This window comes from Streptomyces sp. NPDC013157 (assembly GCF_042899865.1).
Taxonomy (GTDB): Bacteria; Actinomycetota; Actinomycetes; order Streptomycetales; family Streptomycetaceae; genus Streptomyces.
In genome coordinates, this window is sequence record NZ_JBIBAK010000005.1 from 189,012 (window position 1) to 202,554 (window position 13,543).

General features: G+C 74.1%; 16 protein-coding genes and 3 pseudogenes. 7 read left to right on the forward strand and 12 right to left on the reverse strand.

Features of this window, described 5'->3' with window-relative positions; genetic code table 11:
* Positions 1-69 precede the first annotated feature (69 nt).
* The 3 genes from ACFY6U_RS17210 to ACFY6U_RS17220 all read right to left on the reverse strand — a co-directional run bounded on the left by ACFY6U_RS17210 (position 70) and on the right by ACFY6U_RS17220 (position 1,717).
* Positions 70-594 (reverse strand): cupin domain-containing protein, encoded by a 525-nt coding sequence (locus ACFY6U_RS17210; protein ID WP_390038950.1) that lies wholly within the window; start codon positions 592-594, stop codon positions 70-72.
* Positions 595-835: 241 nt separating this feature from the next.
* On the reverse strand, positions 836-1,216 hold the full coding sequence (locus ACFY6U_RS17215) for a ferredoxin (RefSeq protein ID WP_351494920.1): 381 nt from the start codon (positions 1,214-1,216) through the stop codon (positions 836-838).
* Positions 1,217-1,273: 57 nt separating this feature from the next.
* Complete coding sequence (locus tag ACFY6U_RS17220) at positions 1,274-1,717, reverse strand: universal stress protein (RefSeq protein WP_390038952.1); 444 nt, start codon at positions 1,715-1,717, stop codon at positions 1,274-1,276.
* A 318-nt stretch (positions 1,718-2,035) separates the two neighbouring features.
* Between ACFY6U_RS17220 and ACFY6U_RS17225 the strand changes: the two genes are divergently transcribed.
* Positions 2,036-2,632, forward strand: a complete 597-nt coding sequence (locus tag ACFY6U_RS17225) for a CBS domain-containing protein (protein ID WP_390038954.1) — start codon at positions 2,036-2,038, stop codon at positions 2,630-2,632.
* 78 nt (positions 2,633-2,710) lie between these two features.
* Complete coding sequence (locus tag ACFY6U_RS17230) at positions 2,711-3,076, forward strand: DUF6479 family protein (RefSeq protein WP_390038956.1); 366 nt, start codon at positions 2,711-2,713, stop codon at positions 3,074-3,076.
* A 13-nt stretch (positions 3,077-3,089) separates the two neighbouring features.
* On the opposite strand, the gene ACFY6U_RS17235 is transcribed toward ACFY6U_RS17230, so the two are convergent.
* Together ACFY6U_RS17235 and ACFY6U_RS17240 are read right to left on the reverse strand one after the other, a co-directional pair.
* Entirely contained in the window at positions 3,090-3,545 is a 456-nt protein-coding gene (locus ACFY6U_RS17235) for an RpiB/LacA/LacB family sugar-phosphate isomerase (protein ID WP_390038958.1), read from the reverse strand.
* Between the two features lie 10 nt (positions 3,546-3,555).
* Positions 3,556-4,398, reverse strand: coding sequence for an NAD(P)-dependent oxidoreductase (locus ACFY6U_RS17240; protein ID WP_390038960.1), 843 nt, complete (start codon positions 4,396-4,398; stop codon positions 3,556-3,558).
* 10 nt (positions 4,399-4,408) lie between these two features.
* Between ACFY6U_RS17240 and ACFY6U_RS17245 the strand changes: the two are divergent.
* Positions 4,409-4,675, forward strand: a pseudogene (locus tag ACFY6U_RS17245) (alpha/beta hydrolase fold domain-containing protein); the annotation flags it as partial.
* A gap of 38 nt (positions 4,676-4,713) precedes the next feature.
* Here the strand turns inward: ACFY6U_RS17245 and ACFY6U_RS17250 are convergent.
* Positions 4,714-5,070: a 5-carboxymethyl-2-hydroxymuconate delta isomerase gene (locus tag ACFY6U_RS17250; RefSeq protein ID WP_351500824.1), complete on the reverse strand. Its 357-nt coding sequence runs from the start codon at positions 5,068-5,070 to the stop codon at positions 4,714-4,716.
* 211 nt (positions 5,071-5,281) lie between these two features.
* Between ACFY6U_RS17250 and ACFY6U_RS17255 the strand changes: the two genes are divergently transcribed.
* Together ACFY6U_RS17255 and ACFY6U_RS17260 are read left to right on the forward strand one after the other, a co-directional pair.
* A complete protein-coding gene (locus tag ACFY6U_RS17255; protein ID WP_390038962.1) occupies positions 5,282-5,431 on the forward strand; it encodes a hypothetical protein in 150 nt (49 codons plus the stop codon).
* Complete coding sequence (locus ACFY6U_RS17260) at positions 5,428-6,249, forward strand: class I SAM-dependent methyltransferase (RefSeq protein WP_390038964.1); 822 nt, start codon at positions 5,428-5,430, stop codon at positions 6,247-6,249. The genes ACFY6U_RS17255 and ACFY6U_RS17260 overlap by 4 nt, the downstream gene beginning before the upstream one ends.
* A gap of 15 nt (positions 6,250-6,264) precedes the next feature.
* Here ACFY6U_RS17260 and ACFY6U_RS17265 read toward each other — a convergent pair whose 3' ends face one another.
* Positions 6,265-7,665: a Fic family protein gene (locus tag ACFY6U_RS17265; protein ID WP_390038966.1), complete on the reverse strand. Its 1,401-nt coding sequence runs from the start codon at positions 7,663-7,665 to the stop codon at positions 6,265-6,267.
* A 137-nt stretch (positions 7,666-7,802) separates the two neighbouring features.
* Between ACFY6U_RS17265 and ACFY6U_RS17270 the strand changes: the two genes are divergently transcribed.
* A complete protein-coding gene (locus tag ACFY6U_RS17270; RefSeq protein ID WP_390038967.1) occupies positions 7,803-8,258 on the forward strand; it encodes a PaaI family thioesterase in 456 nt (151 codons plus the stop codon).
* Between the two features lie 164 nt (positions 8,259-8,422).
* On the opposite strand, the pseudogene ACFY6U_RS17275 reads toward ACFY6U_RS17270, so the two are convergent.
* The 5 genes and pseudogenes from ACFY6U_RS17275 to ACFY6U_RS17295 form a co-directional block, all read right to left on the reverse strand.
* A pseudogene (locus ACFY6U_RS17275) lies at positions 8,423-8,986 on the reverse strand (response regulator transcription factor).
* Complete coding sequence (locus ACFY6U_RS17280; RefSeq protein WP_390038969.1) at positions 8,983-9,291, reverse strand: ATP-binding protein; 309 nt, start codon at positions 9,289-9,291, stop codon at positions 8,983-8,985. Before ACFY6U_RS17280 ends, ACFY6U_RS17275 begins: the two are co-directional and overlap by 4 nt.
* Complete coding sequence (locus ACFY6U_RS17285; protein ID WP_390038971.1) at positions 9,282-10,043, reverse strand: sensor histidine kinase; 762 nt, start codon at positions 10,041-10,043, stop codon at positions 9,282-9,284. Before ACFY6U_RS17285 ends, ACFY6U_RS17280 begins: the two co-directional genes overlap by 10 nt.
* Positions 10,044-10,308: 265 nt before the next feature.
* Positions 10,309-10,526, reverse strand: a pseudogene (locus ACFY6U_RS17290) (hypothetical protein); the annotation flags it as partial.
* Between the two features lie 147 nt (positions 10,527-10,673).
* A complete protein-coding gene (locus ACFY6U_RS17295; protein ID WP_390038973.1) occupies positions 10,674-11,609 on the reverse strand; it encodes an SGNH/GDSL hydrolase family protein in 936 nt (311 codons plus the stop codon).
* 563 nt (positions 11,610-12,172) lie between these two features.
* Between ACFY6U_RS17295 and ACFY6U_RS17300 the strand changes: the two genes are divergently transcribed.
* Entirely contained in the window at positions 12,173-13,288 is a 1,116-nt protein-coding gene (locus ACFY6U_RS17300) for a LacI family DNA-binding transcriptional regulator (protein ID WP_390038975.1), read from the forward strand.
* Positions 13,289-13,543 lie beyond the last annotated feature (255 nt).

A 13,543-nucleotide genomic window follows, 5' to 3' on the forward strand; every position in this document is an offset into this window, starting at 1 on the left:
GTCCTGACGGCGCACACCGTAGAACGTGTTCCAGAAATTGGGAATGGCGGCGGCCCGCCGTGACCGGTGTCAGCTCTGGCCGGGTGCCAGCGGGCTGCCGTGCAGGGAGCCGAGCACCTCGGGGCCCAGGACCTTCAGCAGCGGCTCGGTGAAGGCTCCGTCCACGAGGACGAAGGCCATCCGGGCCGCCGTATCCGTGCGGTTCTCCCAGCGGTGGTCGGTGCCGCGCTGGATCACCACGTCCCCGGCGCGCAGCAGCCGCTCGGAGTCGTCGAGGACGAGGACGACCTCGCCGGTCAGGACGATGCCGTAGTCCACGGTCTGGGTCCGGTGGGTCGGGGAGACACAGCCCGGCGGAAACTCGTTGACGCGGATCTTGGTGCCTCCAGGGGCCGGCGGCACGGTCAGGTCGCGCTGCGTGGGCTCGGGCTCGTCCGCCGCGACGGGTGCCGGGACGGAGTCGGTGTTCCACATCTCGTAGAAGGCGGCGCCGTCGGGCGCGGCGCGGATGACGGGCGGCTCACCGTCGGAGAGGAACACGGAGGTACCCGTCTCGTCGTGACCGGTGACGATCCGGCGGGGCGGCTGGCTCATGGGAGTGCTCCTCTTGTAGCACGGACGCGGCTGGGAACGGTGGGCGGTACCCACGTCACGCTAGGCAGCCCGGCGGTACGGCGGAAACGCGTATCGGCGATGCCAGCCATCGGGTCAGCGGTTCGCGCCGGCCCGGGCCGCCGCCGCGCGGATCTGCTTCGGCGCCAGGGCGAGCGCGGCGACCGGCGCCCGAACCGGGGCCGAAGGAGGCCACGCCACCCCGGCGAACGCCCCGATGGGGTCAGCCGAGTGCCGCCATGAAGTCCGTGCAGGCCGCGGCGCACGCCCGGCAGGCGGCCGCGCTCTGTTCGGCGCCCGGACGGGCGTCGAAGGCCCGCGCGCAGTCGAGGCAGACCGTGCGGCACCACTCCAGCTGGACGCGCAGCCCCTCCGCGTCCCGGTCGGTCTCCTCGGTCAGTGCCCGGCAGGTGGTGTCGCACACCTCGGCGCACATGATGCCGGTGCGGCGCAGCCGGTCCGCCTCCGCGTCGGCGGTCCCGCCCGGATCCAGCACCCCCGCACGCAACGCGCACATCCGGGCGCACTCCGTGCACGCCTGCGCGCACGTGAACCGGTCTTCCAGGAACCGGTACAGGTCCTGCTGAGAAGACGTCCAAGTCATACGGCCCGGGTAACCAGCACGCGGCCCGGGCAAACGCCGCCTGCTGCCGGCGGTTGCTCAGTCCTGCGCCGCGCGGACGATCACGACCGGGCAGGTGGCGTGCTGGGACACCTGCTGGCTGACGGAACCGAGCAGGGCGCGGGCGAACCCGCCCCGGCCGCGGCTGCCGACGACGAGGGCCTCGGCGCCCTCCGCGGCCCGCAGCAGGACGTCGGTGGTGTTGCCGTGCACCAGGTGGGAACGGACCGAACCCGCCGCGTCCGCCCCGAGTACGTCGGTGAGCTCCTGCCGCATCCTGACCCGGGCCTCCTCCGCGTCGATGTCCATGTCGACGGCGGGCCCCGACCAGCCGTACAGCCCCGGCAGTTCCCACACGGCGACCGCCTCCACGACACCGCCGACGAGGCCGGCGTACCGCAGGGCCCAGCGCAGGGCCGCGTACGAGGACGGCGATCCGTCGACGCCGACCACGACCCGCCGCTCGGTGACATCCCTGTCCATCCGTTCCACCTCTCCTCGGGCGTTCGGCAGGCCCCCTCCACCTCCACGCTGCGCGACGGGCGGCCGCACCGCCAGAGAAGTGCGGCCGGGGGCATGACACCGCCCGCCGCCCGCCGCACGGGTGGGGAGCGGTGAATTCCGGACCGGTGGCCCCTGGTGGCATGGGCGTTCCCGTGGTGTGCTGGAGGTGACGGGAAGGACCCGCAGTGACGCGGGGAAGCGGCCGGCCACGGTCGCGCACCGCGCAATCAGGATCCGCGAGAAGTGGATGGCGTCCTTCCCGCCCTCTCGTGATCGGTGGGATCCGAGGAGGCGACCATGCACGACAGCCCGCACACCGTCGGCGACGTGATGACCCCCAACCCCGTGGCCGTGGGCCGCGCCGCCCCGTTCAAGGACGTCGTCACGCTGATGGACCGGTGGAAGGTCAGCACCCTGCCCGTGCTGGAGGGCGGGGGCAGGGTGATCGGCGTCGTGTCCGAGGCCGATCTGGCCAGGGCCCGCGGGGTGACCGCCGGGGAGCTGATGAACGCGCCCGCGGTGACCGTGCGCGCCGACGCCACCGTGGCGGAGGCGGCACGCGTCATGGCCCGGCGCGGGGTCAAGCGGCTGCCTGTCGTCGACGGTGCGGGCGTGCTCAGGGGCATCGTCAGCCGGGCGGACCTGCTGAAGGTGTTCCTGCGTGCGGACGAGGAGCTGACCGAGGAGGTGCGCCGGGAGGTCGTCGACCGCCTGTTCCCGCTCTCCGCCGACCACATCCGGGTCGAGGTCACCGAGGGGGTCGTCACCCTGACGGGCTGGATCGACAGCCCGGAACCGGCACCGGTCGCCGAGCGGCTGACCCGCGCCGTGGAGGGCGTGGTCGACGTCCGCTGCCGCCTCTGCCCGGTCTCGGTACGCGACGATCCGCACTGACCTCCTGTCGCCCGCTGTGCACGATCAGCCACCGATTACGTCCGGTTCACACCGTTATGAGAGGGGTATCCCTTGGCTATGAGTACGGAACCGATGCAGCTGGCCGCTCCCAGCGGCCTACTGAGTCTCGCGCTCTTCCTGGTGGCCGTGGCCGTGCTGGCGATGCTCGCCGGGGGCTTCTGGCTGGGCAACCGGGTCAAGTACCGCGAGTCGCCCCGGCCGCGCCCCGAGGAGCAGCCGAAGCTGCCACCGGAGGGTGCTGTGCACGAGATCCGGGAGAACCGCGAATCGGAGGAGATCCCGCTGATGCCCAAGGGCGGCCGTCCGCTCACCCCGTACGAACTCAGCAACCAGCAGACCAGGCCGAGCGCGTCGAAGGACCGGCCGCGCTGGAGCAAGGGCTCCAGCGGCTCGTTCGGCGGCGGCGGGCTCGGCGCCCACTGACCCCGGACACTCCCTAGACGGCCCCGTGGCCCGCGTCGAGGCGACCGACGTGGGCCACGTTCCCGAGGTCCTCGGCGTCCTTGCTCGGCGTGGCCGCGAACCAGGCGTCGAGGATCTCCTTGAGCACCGGCTGCGAGGTCAGCCGCAGGCCGATGGCGAGGACGTTGGCGTCGTTCCAGCGGCGGGCGCCGTCGGCGGTGTAGGCATCGGCGCAGAGGGCGGCGCGCACGCCGGGCACCTTGTTGGCGGCGATCGAGGCACCGGTGCCGGTCCAGCAGCACACCACGGCCTGGTCCGCGGCGCCGGCGGCGACGTCACGGGCGGCCGCCTCCGAGCAGACGGCCCACTGCGGGTCGGCCCCGGGTTCCAGCGCGCCGTACGTCCGCACGTCGTGGCCGCGGCTGCGCAGCTCCTCGACGAGGAGGCGGGCGACGGGTTCGTCCATGTCGGAGGAGACGGAGATCCGCATGTCCCGGAGCCTAGCCGGTCACCGGCGGCGCCGCGGTGTCCGTGCGGGCCTCGATCGCGGTGAGGACCGAGGACATGTCGAGGCGGGCGTTACCGAGCCGTACGCTCTCGCCGTAGAGCTCGCCGCTGAGGTCGAGCATGGGGGTGGCGATGTCGGCCGCGCGGGCCGCGTCGGCGATCAGCCGGGTGTTGGCGTAGGCGTCGGCGGTGGCGGCCTGCACCGTGAAGTCGTGGGCCGCGAGCATCGGGACCTTGACCCGGGTGATGCCGCTGCCCAGCTGGCCGGAGTCGACGACGGCGCGGAAGATCTCCAGGTTCAGACCCTGCAGCCGGGCGAAGTGGACGGACTCGGCCAGTGCCGCGAGCGTCATGTCCAGGTACAGGTTGACGGCCAGTTCCATGAGGACGCCGGACCCGGCCGCACCGCAGTAGACGGTCTCCCGGCACATCGGGGCGAGCAGCGGCCGTACCTCCGCCACCCTGTCGGGGTCGCCGCCGAGCATCGCGACCAGCTCGCCCGCCTTGCGCGACCCGGAGACCGGCGCCTCGACGAAACGGCCGCCGGCGGCCTCGACGTCGGCGGCGAGTCCCCGCGCGCACTCCGGCGCCGTCGAGCCCGTCGACACGACGACCCGGTCGGCGACCAGCTTCGCGAACTCCGGGCCGCCCCGGCCGAGGACGGTGTCCGTCACCGTCTCGTCGACGAGCATGACGAACACGACACGGGCGTGGGCGAAGACCTCCTCGGCGCTCGCCGCCACCCGCGCCCCGGCCGCCCGCAGCGCCTCCGCCCGCCCGGGCGTCCGGTTCCACACGACGAGCGGGGTGCCGGCCCGGGCGAGGTTGAGCGCCATGGGCTGCCCCATCACCCCGAGCCCGACGAAGCCGTACACCGGGGCACCGGTGCTGCCGGTCGCCTGCGTCATCGTCGCCGAGGCCGACGTCCTGCGCGACGAGGGCGAGGCCTACGCCAACAAGCTCCGCGAAGCCGGCGTACCCGTCACCGCCGTCCGCTTCCAGGGCATCATCCACGACTTCGTGATGCTCAACGCCCTGCGCGAGACCCACGCCGCCGAAGCCGCCATCTCCCTGGCCGCACGCACCCTGCACACCGCCCTCCACACCGCCTGACGGCCGCCGGTGGCGGCACGTGGCACGTCGGACGCGGTTCAGAGGGTCCGGAGACGGTACGAGCCGCCCAGGTCACGTACCTCCACGGAGCAGACCACGGCCTGGGGCGTGCCCACCCCCAGGTGCTTCTCCAGCAGGGCGAGCACGTCCTCGGACAGCAGGGCCTTGACCGCGTCGGGCCGCCCGGGGAGCAGCCCGACCTCCACGTGCACGAACGCCGCCGCAGCGCCGTGCCGGTCCGCCACCCGGGCCTCGGCCGCCTGCCGGAACAGCATCTTGCAGGTGCCCGCCGAACCGCTCCCCTCCAGCACGGTCGGCTGCAGCTCCGCCGCGAAGACCCGCAGGTCGAAGGAGTCCGCGAGCCGCGGGGAGTAGTCGACGGTGACGTGCGGCATGGCGATCCCGATCCTCCTGGCCGGCCGGCTTCCCCGACCGTGTTCCGCTGTGCCGGTCACCCCCGGCACGACTCGTGTGCTCGTGTGCGGCGAAGTCAGTTGTATCAGCCATCGATCTGCTGGGGTCCGGTGGAGCCCCGGTGGAGGGCGCCCGGCCCTTCGGCCGATCGGCCGCTCGCGCGGCGCGCCTCGGCGGTGCGGGCGGGCGCCGGTGGAGGATCGGTGGGGCGGGCGGCCCCGGGACGGGCCGCCCGGTACCCCCACCACGTGCGAAGGCCCGGCGATGAAACTCTTCGACGCCCCGCTGTTCCGGCTCACCGAGTTCGACGGCAGTCCCGGCATCACCAGGGCGGCGGTGTGACCGCCGCGCCGGGCGGCGGCCGCTACGGCGAGGCCGTCTTCCGTCCCGAACAGGCCGGTGAGGGCCGGCGGATCGACGTCGGCGCACTCGTCTACGACGACATCACCATGGCGCGGCTGCGGGCCCTCGGCGCCGGGCCGGGGTGGCGTTGCCTCGACGTGGGGGCCGGCACGGGCACGGTCTCCGGCCGGCTGCTGGACGAGGCCGGGGTGGAGAGCGTGCTCGCCGTGGACCGCGACGTACGGTTCCTCATCGAGCGGCCCGGGCTCGACGTGCTGGAAGCCGACATCACCACCGGCCTCACCGCCCAGGACGTCGCGCCCGGCCGGTTCCGGCTCGTCCACGCGCGCTTCGTGCTGATGCACCTGCCCGAGCACGAGCGACTGATCACGACGCTGGCCGGACTCGTCGCGCCCGGCGGTGTGCTGGTGCTCAGCGACGCGGTCGACCTGACGAGCGACCGGACGCCCGACACGCCGTACACCACGGTGATGCGGGCCATGTGGCAGGGGCTGCGGGCCGCCATCGGCACGGACGTCTCCTGGGTGCCGTCGTATCCGCAGTTGCTGCGCGGTGCGGGGCTCGGGTCCGTGGCCGCCGAGATCCACGTGCCGCCGCTGGTGCCGGGCAGTCCCGTCAGCCGCTTCTGGGCGGACACCTGGGAGCGGAGCCGGGCCGCGATGCTCGCCACCGCCCTGGTCGACGACGCCGCCGTGGACGCGGCCATCCGCTACCTGGACTCCGAGGAGTGTGCCGCGCTGTCGGCCGGCATGCTCACCGTCTGGGGCTGGAAGGCCGACGACGGCACCTCTCCCTGATCGGAGGGGATCCGGTCAGGAGGCCGGGGCGGCGGCTCGGCGCCGGGTCTCCGCGAGGTGGACGTCGACGTAGTTGGCGAGCGACAGGGCGTCCCGAGCAGAGTCGGCCTGCAAGGTGACGCGGCGCAGCAGGCTGACGCTGTCGAGCGTGACGCCTTCGCGAGCGAGGACGAAGACCAGGGCGAGGAAGGCGGAGCGGGCGTTCCCGTCGTCGAAGGGGTGGAAGAAGCACACGTCGAGGTAGGCGCGGGCGGCCCGGGCGGTCAGCGGGAGCGGTGCGCCGGCGTCCTCGGCGCTCCCGGCGCTGTCTGCCCTCCCGGCGCTCTCGGCCAGGCAGGCGTCGAGGCGGGCCCGGGTGTCCGGGGCGATGCCGTAGCGCTCCCGGCCGCGCTTGGCGAAGGCGGGCAGGGCGCGGAACCCGGGCGGCCGTGCGGTGCCCAGGACGTGCTGCTGCCAGCCCTGGAGCAGTGCGAAGTCGAGCGGCGCGCCGTGCGCCGCGTCGGCCCGGAGCCGTCCGAGCGCGGCGAGCAGTCCCTCGGCGCGGGCGGGGTCCAGGGCGCGGTCGAAGGCGCGGACGTCCTCGGCCGCACCGTCGCGTGCCGGTGTCACCGGTCCTTCCCCGCCACGGTTCGAGGCCTCCTGCCAGGCCACGGTCTCGCGTACGGCGAGCCACCGTGCCAGGTGGTCGACGGCCGGCCCGGCGGTCGGCCGCGGTCCGCCGGACGCCGGCAGCGACCGCGCGAGGCGCTCCGCGATGTCGTCGACCACCACTCCGTCCGGGGTGATCCAGCTGTGGAACCGACCGCCGACCGCCTCGTCGACGAGTTCGCGCGCGTTGCCCGGTGCGACTCCCCAGCGGTCGAGGAACCAGCCGAGCACCTGCCGGCAGTGCCCGTACCAGCCACTGCCGCAGCCGGTACGGTCGACGACCTGCAGGATCAGGTTCCGGGCGGCGCGCTCCCACAGGATCCGCTGGTCCTCGATGCCGGCCGGATCCAGCGGGTACGCCTCGAACCGCCCGGCGAGGCTCTCCAGCCACGTCCGCCACTCGCACAGTGCCGCGACGACCCGGTCGAGTGTCTCCTCCGGTGTGCTGATCGAATCCCGCGGGCAGCACCAGCTCCCGACGGGCCCGCCGCCGAGGTCCCCTTCGTCGTGCGCCCAGCGCCAGCCCACGGCCCAGCGGCCGTAACGCCTCATCAGGGCGTACGACATGGAACTCGCCCAGAGACCGCCCTCGCCATGGCTCCAGGCACTCATCGCCGGATCGGCGGGGGACAGGTCAGGACGGCTCGGAACGCATCGGGCCGGACCGAGCGAGCGCACCACCCGCTCCGCCGCCGCGTGGTCGAACGGATGACGGACGGGGTCCACCTCGCCCCAGGACAGGTCGAACGGCCACAGCACGGACTTCACCGCGCAAGCCTCCACGACCGTCCCGCGGCCGGGCAACTGTATTGGCGGGGTGGATCCGGGGAACACTTCCCGGCTGGTCCGGCCTGGCCTTCCTCACGCGGCGAAGCAGGCGCGGCCCCCGGAGGGAGAGCACGTACGTGAACGACCGGACGCAGCAGGAAGAGGCGAGCCCCGTGGTCCGCAAACGTGTTCAGGACAGCTTCGACGCGCAGGGGCTGATGGCCCATCTCGGCGCGCGGATCACGAAGATCGCACCGGGCCGTGTGCACATCGTGCTTCCGGCCCGCCCCGAGGTGACCCAGCAGCACGGTTACATCCACGCCGGCGCCACCAGCGCGGTCGCGGACAGTGCCGGCGGTTACGCGGCGCTCACGCTGTTGCCCGAGGACTGCGACGTCCTCACCGTCGAGTACAAGATCAACCTCCTCGCGCCCGCCGTCGGCGACCACATCGAGGCGATCGGCACGGTGCTGAAGTCCGGCCGCACCCTGACCGTGTGCCGGTTGGAGGTGTACGGCGTCCGGGACGACGGCGAGCGCACCCTGGTGGCCAACGGCCAGCAGACGCTGATCCGCATGGGCGGCACCGGCTGAGCTCCGCCCGCACGGCTGCCGGGGATCCGGCACTCGGCCTGCCACGGGCGGCGGTGTCTGCGGCGAGGCCGACGTACCAGCGTGTTCCGACAGCCGATCGTGTCGCGGCCGGGCAGGTGCGCTCGGTGAGCCGGTCGTGTGGAAGGGGCGGGGCGGGCTCGCGCTCAGATCTGCCGTGACTCCGGGCGTACGAGGCCGGTCTGGTAGGCGATGACGACGAGCTGGGCGCGGTCGCGGGCGCCGAGTCTGGTCAGGGCGCGCTGGATGTGGCTGCGGACGGTCAGGACGCTCAGGACGAGTTCCGCGGCGATCTCGTCGTTGGACCTGCCGCGGGCGGCGAGCGCGGTGACCTCCCGTTCGCGCGGGGTGAGGGCGTTCAGGCGCTCCGGAGGTGCCAGGAGGTTGCCGGGTGCGGGGCCGGCGGGAAACGGGTGATGAGGGCGCGGGTGGCGCCCGGGGAGAGCAGGGCCTCGCCCGCGGCGACGGTGCGGGTGCCGGCGAGCTCGGGGTCGGCGCAGATGGCGGCGGTGGCGGCGAGGCCGTCCGTGCCGGGCATGCGGATGTCCATGAGGACGATGTCGGGGCGGTGGGTGCAGGCCAGGTCCACCGCCTCCTTGCCGTCGGCTGCCTCGGCGACCACCTCCAGGTCCGGGCAGGAGTCGATCGGCAGCCGGAACGTGCCCCGCGCGCAGGGCCTGGTCGTCGGCGAGCAGGACTCGGACCCTCACGCGGCGGCCTCTGGTTCTTCCGGTGCGAGGGAGTGGAGCGGAAGGGCGGTGGTGACTTCGAAGCCGCCCCCGGGGCGGGGTCCGGCCCGCAGGTCGCCGCCGACGGAGTGGGCGCGTTCCCGCATGCCCATCAGGCCGAAACCTCCGTCGGCGGCCGCCGGGGCGGTGGGAGTGCCGTCGTTGGTGACCGAGATGAGCAGCCGGGTCCGCTCGTAGGCGAGCCGGACGTCGGCGCCCTGGCCGGCCCCGTGTCTGGTGACGTGGGTGAGGGCTTCCTGGATGATCCGGCACGCCGTCAGGTCCACGCCCGGGGACAGCGGGCGGGGTCGCCCTCGGTGGTGAGGGTGACGTAGAGCCCGGCGCCGGCGCAGGTCGAGACCAGGTCGGGCAGCCGGTCCAGGCCGGGGGCGGGTTCCAGGGACTCGCCGTCCGGGTCGCCGGACCGCCGCAACACCCCGACGGTGGCCCGGAGTTCGATCAGTGCCGAGGACGTGGTGGCCGTCAGTTCGTCGAGCAGCGCCAGCGCCTGCTCGGGCCGGGTGGGCACGAGGTGGCGGGCGGTGCCGGCCTGGGCGTTGGCGACGGCCATGTGGTGGGCGACGGCGTCGTGCAGCTCGCGGGCGATCCGCATCCGTTCCTCGGCGACCCGCAGCCGGGCCTCCTCCTCCCGGGTGCGTTCGGCGTACGCGGCCCGGGCCTGTACCGACTCCAGGTAGGCGGTGCGCAGCCGGGCGCAGCCGCCGACGACGACGAGGGGCAGCAGCAGCCACAGGACGGGGCCGACGGTGCGCAGCAGCATGTCGGTCGTGGGGTTGTCGAGCATGGTGGCGATCACCACCACGGCCATGGCCACCAGCCCGAACACCCGCGCGGTTTCCCGGTCGGTCTCGGCGGCCAACCAGTACAGGGCCAGCATGAGGGGGGCCAGCATGAGGGGCGTGGGGAGGTAGCCCTGGGCGAGGGTGGCCACCGTACCGGCCATGGCCACGGCGGCGACGGCGCGCGGGTGGTCGCGGGCCCGCAGCAGGGCGAGGCAGGTGGCGGCCGCGATGACCACGGCGGGCCACTGCTCCCGCGGCTGGCTGAGGCCGGGGAAGCGGAGCAGGGCACCCAGGGCCGGCCACGCAGCCGAGGAGCGAGAGGACCGTGGCCGCGTCCACGAAGCGGCGGTAGCGTCCCGTTCTCCCGTCCAAGGTGGTGGTCATGTGTGTCTCTCCGCGTGCGGGGCCTGGGTCCACGGTGGCCGACGTCGGCGGGGGAACGCCCCGTCGGGTCGCCCGTGACCTGTGCCACAGGCGGCCCGCCGGGGCCGGGGAGGACGGTCACAGGCGTGCCTCGACGGGCTCGTCCGGGGTCGGATCCGGGTCGGTGACCGTTGCGGTGGCCGCACCCCGGGTGAGGGCCTCACCCTCGATGTCCAACCTGGGCAGCAGCCGGTCCAGCCACTTCGGCAAACACCAGGCCCGGTCGCCCAGCAGGGCGAGGACCGCGGGCACGATATCGCCATCCGGACGACGAAGGCGTCGAGGAGCACGGCGGTGGGTCACCCAGGCTGTCCCGGCGAGGGCCCCCTCGTCGTCGTGCGGCAACTGGCACTGCCGCCTACTGAATTCGGAGGACGGCCTACTGAAACCGCAGTACGCGTCCGGGCCGCGGGATCGTGCGCCGGTACGACGGCAGGCCCGCCTCAGTGCGTCGCCGCGACCGCCCGGAGCACGGCGTCGGCCATGCCGCGCTCGCCGCGCTCGTTGGGGTGGACCGGGGCCGCCGGGGCCGCCGGGACCAGTGGCTCGATCCAGCGCACGGCGGCGTCCGCGCAGGCGTCGCGCCCCGCGGAGGGCGTGTAGGTGTCGACGTAGCCGGCCCCGGCCGTCTGCGCCTGCCGCCGGAGCACGGCGTTGAGCCTTTGCTCCTTCTCGCGCAGGAACCCCACGTCGCCCGGCGCCAGTCCGAGCGCGGCGCAGCCGGTCCCCTCGGCGGGCAGGATCGCGGGATACCCGACCACGTAGACCCGGGCCGCGGGCGCACGGCGCCTGATGTCGTCCAGCACGCCGGACAGCCGCCGGCCGACCGCGCCGATCCTCCCGTCGATCTCGTCGGTGCCGTCCGCCACGTACCGGCCGCGGCACGGTGCCCGGTCGGCGGCCCCGCTCGCGATCCGCTCCGCCAGCCGGTACGCCACGCCGTACTTGACGCAGGTCGTGAGGAGCGGGCCGAAGCCGATGTCGTTGCCGCCGATGCCGAGGGTGACCAGCCGCGTCGAGGCGGTCAGAGCCGACAGCTGCGCGGGGTTGACGCCGTCGTCCGTCGTCTGCGGGGCGGCCAGATCGGCCGTGACCGCCCCGCTGCAGCTGACGTCCTTGAACCCGGCCGACCGCAGGCCGAGTCCGGCGGCGACCAGCGAGGGGTAGTTCCGGTCGGAGCGCTCGCAGCCCGCGGGGCGCCCGTGCCGGTCGGGGATGTCCGGGCCCGCCGTGTAGGAGTCGCCGAGCGCCACGTACGGCCCTTTCGGCAGCGTGTGCGGGGACGCGGCCGAGCCGCCCTCCCGGCCGACGGTCACGGCTGCGGCGAGCGCGACGCACGAGGCGACCGCCGCCAGCCCGAGCCCGGTACGAGTCCTCATCCGAGTGCCCTGCTTCCTGCTGGGGATCCGACCGGCACTGGGCTGGGCCGCGCGAGGCGGTGCGCCCCCGGTCTCCGACACCGGTTCAGCCTCGCGGGGCGGGGGGCGTCCCGTCGTCGTCCCGCTGTGGGCAAACGGCGGCCTCAGGGCGCAGTACGCGCCGCCGCGACGACGTACCGCGGTATCAGCAGGGGCTACCGCGTTCGCAGTAGCGCGCGGACGCCCCCACGGGCGACGAACGGCACGGGCCACCGGTGATCCGGATGCCGGGCCGTGCGACCGATGCGCCGGGCACGGCCCGGCCACGGCGGCCGCGAACCACACCTGCCGGTGGCGAACGCCCGTGCTCCGCACCGGAGACGGCGCCCGCCCCCCGGTGCGGGGCACCGGCCGCGTGGACCGGGCTCGCGCGCAGGCTCTCCGCAATCGATGCGTTCCGGAGTCTTGACGCGACTCCTATGTCTGCGTAGACATGACTACGCAGACATGACAGCGCAGTCAGTCAGACCGCGCATGACATGATTGGCCTCGATCAAGCGGTCGGGCGGTCACCGGGAGATGCCATGACACCAGGGACGGGACGCGGCAGGAGCACCGCCGCGCCACGCAGTGTGGACGTGGCCCGGCTGGCCGGTGTCTCGCAGAAGACCGTCTCCCGGGTCTTCAACGACGAGCCGTACGTCTCCGAGGACGTGCGCCGGCGGGTGCTCGACGCCGCCGAACAGCTCGGCTACCGGCGCAACAACGCCGCCCGGGCGCTGGCCTCCGGACGCACCCGCTCGATCGGCGTGGTGACACTCGGTACGGCCCTGTACGGGCCCGCCTCGCTGCTCATGGGCGTCGAGCGGGTCGTCCGGGACACGGGATACGCGCTGCGCGTGGTCAACACGGTGGAGGGCGACCCGGCGGGCCTCTCCGGTGCCGTGGACTCGCTCCTCGACCAGGGCGTGGACGGCATCGTCATCTCCGAGCCCATCGACGAGCAGGGCGACGTGTCCCTGCGCGTCGACGTGCCGGTCCTCGTCATGGGCGCGCCGCCGCCGGTCACCGCGCCGACCGTGCTGACCGCCGGGGACGGCGCGGACCTGATGGCCCGCACCGCAACCGAACACCTGCTGTCGCTCGGCCATGTGACGGTCCATCACCTGGCCGGTCCGCAGCGCTGGTACGCGGCCCGGGACCGGCTGGAGGGCTGGCGGGCCGCCCTGACCGCCGAGGGCAGGGAGGTGCCCCCGGTCGCCGGGGGCGACTGGTCGGCCGCCTCCGGGTACGCGGCGGGGCGCGGACTCGCCGCCGACGACCGGGTGACCGCGGTCTTCTCCGCCAACGACGACATGGCGATCGGTCTGATCCGCGCGCTGACGGAGGCCGGCCGGCGCGTGCCGGAGGACGTCAGCGTGGTCGGTTTCGACGACATCCCGGTCGCCGCCTACGTGACTCCCCCGCTCACCACGGTGCGCCAGCCCTTCGACGCCGTGGCGCAGGAGGGTCTCAAACGCCTGGTGCACGCCATCGAGAACCCGGCGGCGGATCCGCTGCCGTCGAGCGGTCCGCCGGTCGACCTCGTCGTTCGCGCCTCGACCGCGTCACCGCCGGGCCGCAGGACACCGGCCCGGGCCCGGCGCGGTCCGGCATCAGGTCCCGCATCCGCGAACGGAGGTACCACCGCCGCCGACTGACCCATCGTCCGGCCCCGCACCACCCCGGGTGACGCGATCCCGGCACGGGCCACCGTGCCGACGCCCGACGCCGCGCCGACCGCGCGCGCCTCCGCACTTCCCTGAGCGCGCCCGCTTCGCACCCGCGCTCCCAGAGCCGCACCGCGCCCCCAGAGGGCCCCGAGTCAGGCCTGCGCGCCTGCTACTCGCCTTCCTTCCTCCCCCATCCCCGCACGCCCTCGCCAGGCGTGCCGTCCCTTCGCCATCGGCGGGAGT

Bases quoted from the DNA above. Each gene is read 5' to 3' on its own strand.
- ACFY6U_RS17295 (WP_390038973.1), bottom strand. From the start codon at position 11,609: ATGAGGACTCGTACCGGGCTCGGGCTGGCGGCGGTCGCCTCGTGCGTC.
- ACFY6U_RS17210 (WP_390038950.1), bottom strand. From the start codon at position 594: ATGAGCCAGCCGCCCCGCCGGATCGTCACCGGTCACGACGAGACGGGT.
- ACFY6U_RS17240 (WP_390038960.1), bottom strand. From the start codon at position 4,398: ATGGCGCTCAACCTCGCCCGGGCCGGCACCCCGCTCGTCGTGTGGAAC.
- ACFY6U_RS17300 (WP_390038975.1), top strand. From the start codon at position 12,173: ATGACACCAGGGACGGGACGCGGCAGGAGCACCGCCGCGCCACGCAGT.
- ACFY6U_RS17220 (WP_390038952.1), bottom strand. From the start codon at position 1,717: ATGGACAGGGATGTCACCGAGCGGCGGGTCGTGGTCGGCGTCGACGGA.
- ACFY6U_RS17230 (WP_390038956.1), top strand. From the start codon at position 2,711: ATGAGTACGGAACCGATGCAGCTGGCCGCTCCCAGCGGCCTACTGAGT.
- ACFY6U_RS17225 (WP_390038954.1), top strand. From the start codon at position 2,036: ATGCACGACAGCCCGCACACCGTCGGCGACGTGATGACCCCCAACCCC.
- ACFY6U_RS17235 (WP_390038958.1), bottom strand. From the start codon at position 3,545: ATGCGGATCTCCGTCTCCTCCGACATGGACGAACCCGTCGCCCGCCTC.
- ACFY6U_RS17250 (WP_351500824.1), bottom strand. From the start codon at position 5,070: ATGCCGCACGTCACCGTCGACTACTCCCCGCGGCTCGCGGACTCCTTC.
- ACFY6U_RS17215 (WP_351494920.1), bottom strand. From the start codon at position 1,216: ATGACTTGGACGTCTTCTCAGCAGGACCTGTACCGGTTCCTGGAAGAC.